This is a genomic window from Pseudomonas sp. B35(2017), assembly GCF_002113645.1.
Lineage (GTDB): Bacteria > Pseudomonadota > Gammaproteobacteria > Pseudomonadales > Pseudomonadaceae > Aquipseudomonas > Aquipseudomonas ekonensis.
In genome coordinates, this window is the sequence record NZ_NEIZ01000037.1 from 1 (window position 1) to 3,976 (window position 3,976).

The window sequence follows — 3,976 nt, forward strand, 5'->3', positions numbered from 1 at the left end:
CGCTGTGGGCCTGCAGCCGCCCTTGTTCGTCGTATTGGTATTGGCTGAGCAGCAGGCCTTGCTGGCGTTGCTGTTCGCGGCCGGCGCTGAACTGGTGGCTGGTCAGGCGCGAGCCGTTGAGGTCGATGCCGCTGAGCTGGCCGCCGGGCAGATGGCGGTAGTCGAGCGTGCTGCCGTCGGGGAGGCGGCAATGCTTGAGCTGGCCGACGCTGTCGTATTCGTAGCGCAGGGTGCCCCAGCCTTGGTGCTCGGTGGTCAGGCGATCCTGCAGGTCGTATTCGTAGGCGAGGGGCCAGTGGCCGTCGTCGACGCTGACCAGGCGGCCGAGGGCGTCGTAGCTGTAGTGGATTTCCTCGCCGTCGGGCAGGGTCTTCACCAGCAGGCGGCCGGCGGCGTCGCGCTGGTACTCGGTCACCAGCTCGCTGGCGTCGTCGCCGAACTCGGTCTTCTTCAGCAGTTGGCCGTTGAGGTCGTATTCGTAGGCGGTGCGGCGGCCGTCGAAGCCGGTTTCCTGCTGGATCAGGCCGTTGCTGTAGTAGTCGAGGCGGTAGTGCTCGCCGCGTTCGTTTTCGATGTCGGTGAGCAGCAGGCGCGAGTTGTCGTAGCGGTAGCGCAGTTGGCTGCCGTCCGGGTTGATGCGGCGGCTGACCAGGTGCAGGTTGTCGGCGTACTCGTAGCGGGTGATGCGGCCGAGTTCGTCGCATTCGGCGGTGACGCGGCCGTAAGGGTTGTAGGTAAACTCGCGGGTTGCACCGCCGGGCAGAGTAATCTTTGATAGGCGGTTTACAGCATCCCACTGATAGTGAGTGACTGCACCGGTCTCAGCCTGACGCGTGATCTGCCGACCGAGTGCGTCGTAACGATATTTGCGCTGACCGCCGCTGGGTAAGCGTTCCTCCAGCAATTGGCCAAGATTGTTCCAACCCAGTTGATGACGGCTTCCATCAGGGTGTCTGATCTCCAGTAAACGTCCCTGGCGGTCGTAGCTGTAGTGCGTCGAGTTGCCATCCGGATCAACTTGCTCGGTGATATCGCCCTGGTCGTTACGCCAATAGATCCACTTGGCTGAGCCACGGTTAACCACACGGACGTAACCGTTGTAATACTCGTAGGAGGTCGGCACGTCTTCCGGGGGGATTATCGCGACCAGTCGACCCGCTTCATTGTATTTATATTCAGTGACCGCACCGAGCGGATCCTTTTCGGCAATCAACCGGCCTTGATCGTCATAAGCTTTAAGATGCTCCGCGCCATCCGGGTCGACCTTGGCGACGAGTCTGGCCTTGTCATCGTGGATGTAGATCTCTTCGCTGCCATCGGCGTTGGTAACTGTAACGCTACCTTTGTCATCCCAGGAGTAGTGCGCGTCCATCTGCGAGAAGTTGGCCCAGTGATGGGTGCAACGCGCTGACTTACCTTCCTTTTCCCATTCCCAGTAGAAACTGGCGCCGCCGGCGAGCTGCCGCTCGAGAATGACGTTCCTCTCATTGTAGGTGTACCGCTCTGACTCGCCGGCAGCGTTCGTGGCTTTGATCAGGCGTTGTTGAGCATCGTAGGTGTAGGTGACCAATGTCTGGACGGTGTTCCATGCATCTTCCAGATTGTCTGCCGGGACGAATTGCTGATAGTCGATGGCGACGATGTGCTTGCGGTCGTATCGGACCAGAAGTCCTCGACCGGCCCCGTTATCCACACGCTTGATTCGACCGTGGATGTCACGGGTGATGTGCAGTCGATTGTCGTAGTTATCACTGATGGCGATCAGCGTCGCGCCTTTATTGTTGAAGCGGAAGTGATAGAACTGCTTACGTTCACCAGCCTGTGTGAAGACAAGTTCGGAAGGATCATTGCCGATGAAAATCGCGGCTTCCGAAAGGCTATTGGTGATCGCCGGGCGCTGCTCGCTCGGCATAGGAAAGGTCGTGACACGGTTTTCATGGTCGGTCCAGACGACCTCGTTGCCATTAATGTCTACTCGTTGGGCAAGGGCGTGACTCCAGCCGTAGCCTAGGCCACAGTCGATCTCCGCGGCGCTGGTACGGTAGAGACGAGCCCAGGTAAACGGAAGCAGGCCGCCCAGCTCACCGTCGTTTATCGTCAACAGTTCTTCCCCTGTCACCATCGATACAGGGCAGCCATTGGTGCAGGTTTTCTTTGCGCAGGTGGCGCTTTTGTCGTCGGGCGTCTTGGATTGATCAGGTACGTCGTCGACCTTTTCCTTTTGGTGGAGCGAGGTTTGATTTTGCTTTTTGTCCCGGGGAAACGATGAAGCGTCTTTGACCTCCTGTTTCGGTGTATCTGCAGTTTTTGGTAGAGGGGGCTTGGCGGGTGGCTGGGCGACCTGACTTTTGGGCTCACCTTTCGGCGGCTGAGGTTTGGGCTTGGGGGCCTCGGTGGCAGCCTCATCGATCTTAAGCACTGCGGTCTTTGCAGGCTTCATCGGTACGTTTGTGGAACTGGCAATGATCGGCTTCGACACCTCTGCATGCGCTGGTAGAGCGTGCTTGTTGCTGAGTGTCATCAGGGTCGAGGCGAGGTCTTCAAGGTATTTGAGCGCTTCTCCGGATTTGACGGTGGAAAGTACTTTTGTCCCTGCTCTTACAGCCAGTCCCGCGCCACCAGTCAGGCAGATGCCCACCAGAACGTTGATCAGGAACTCCGACGCGATCGCGGTCATAACATCAACGATGACCTGGGGCGGTAGCATGCCGACCCAGGCCACAATGGCCGAAACGTAGATGAACATTAGCGGTTCATCACTCAGGATCAACAACCCTGAGGCGATCGACTCCTTAGAAGCAGCATAGAGCTTGTCTATCTCGACATCCGACAGATACTTTTTCAGCTTCGCGTAGTTTTTTCTCGGGTTGGCCAGTAGTTCGAACAGACTTTTGATGTCATCCCACAGCTGCAACAGAGCTTTTTCAAAACCGTCCAGAGCCCGCTTGAGCAGTATGATCGAGCGACCTGCGCGATCTGCCGCGGAGTAGCTTGCCCATTGTGGTTTAAACTTGCTCGACCATTCGCTTTTCAACCAACCATCAAGTTTTCCGATGACGCCTTGATAAGAGTCATAGAGCGCCTTGACGTCGCTCTGGGAAACGTTGGGAAAGAAAGTGATGCGATACATCTGTCCCTTTTTGCAACCTTCCACCACTTTGATGCCACTTGGGCCAATCATGGTTTCAATAACCGGTCCGGTAACATCGTCGTAGAACGTCCCTTTGGTCACCGGCTCCAGTTTTACCGGAGTGTTGCCAATGGGCACGAATCGCGCAGATTCGAACATGTGAATCAGCGTGAAGTCACCCACCAGCGGACAGGTCGCATAAGTTTCCACGGCTCCGGTTTTGGTTTTGCGTTTGGTCACGCTGACTTCATTTCCGACCTTGAAGGTCTGGTCGACATCAAGTGCCCAGCCTGTCCAGAAACCGTCAGCCCATTCCTTGTAATTACTTAGGCAGTTTTTGAAGTCTTTGAGAATCAGGTCCACGTCAGGTGTTTTGGCGTCCAGCACGCGCAGAACCAATGTGCCAATAGGGGTATTCATGACGTGACTTCCTTTGTCAGCTCAGCAGCAAGACGCTCTGCCATTTCTTCTGTGTTTGGGTTTTGACGTACGAAGCGCTCGACCTTTCTACGCAGGTTGGCTTCTGGGAATTCGAAGTACAGCTCTGGACAGTCCTCAGACAACCACTGCATCAGATTCTCGACGACAGTGGTGGGATCTTTTTCCGCTAGCGAGCTCAGGAGTTTTTGTGGCACCTCCCACCACGGCCAGTCCTTCGCCTTCCTCACCACCCGCGGCCCGACCTCCAGGCTCTGCCCGTTGATCAGGTAGCGCTCGAACACCGGCAGCAGTTCCCCGGCCGCCTCGCCCAGCCCCTTGAGGATCGGGTGGATGTGCCGGCCGTCCCAGAAGCGGAAGAACACCTCGGTCCCGTCCGGCATCTTCACTTGGGTGAGGCTGCGCAGG

2 protein-coding genes are annotated in these 3,976 nt (G+C 57.1%); both read right to left on the reverse strand.

Features of this window, described 5'->3' with window-relative positions:
* Nucleotides 1-3,550: DUF6531 domain-containing protein (locus CAG41_RS27965; protein WP_085707750.1), on the reverse strand; the 3,550-nt coding region annotated here is incomplete at its 3' end.
* On the reverse strand, nt 3,547-3,976 hold a 430-nt coding region (locus CAG41_RS27970; RefSeq protein WP_139835007.1), incomplete at its 5' end, for a DUF4123 domain-containing protein. The genes CAG41_RS27965 and CAG41_RS27970, both read right to left, overlap by 4 nt.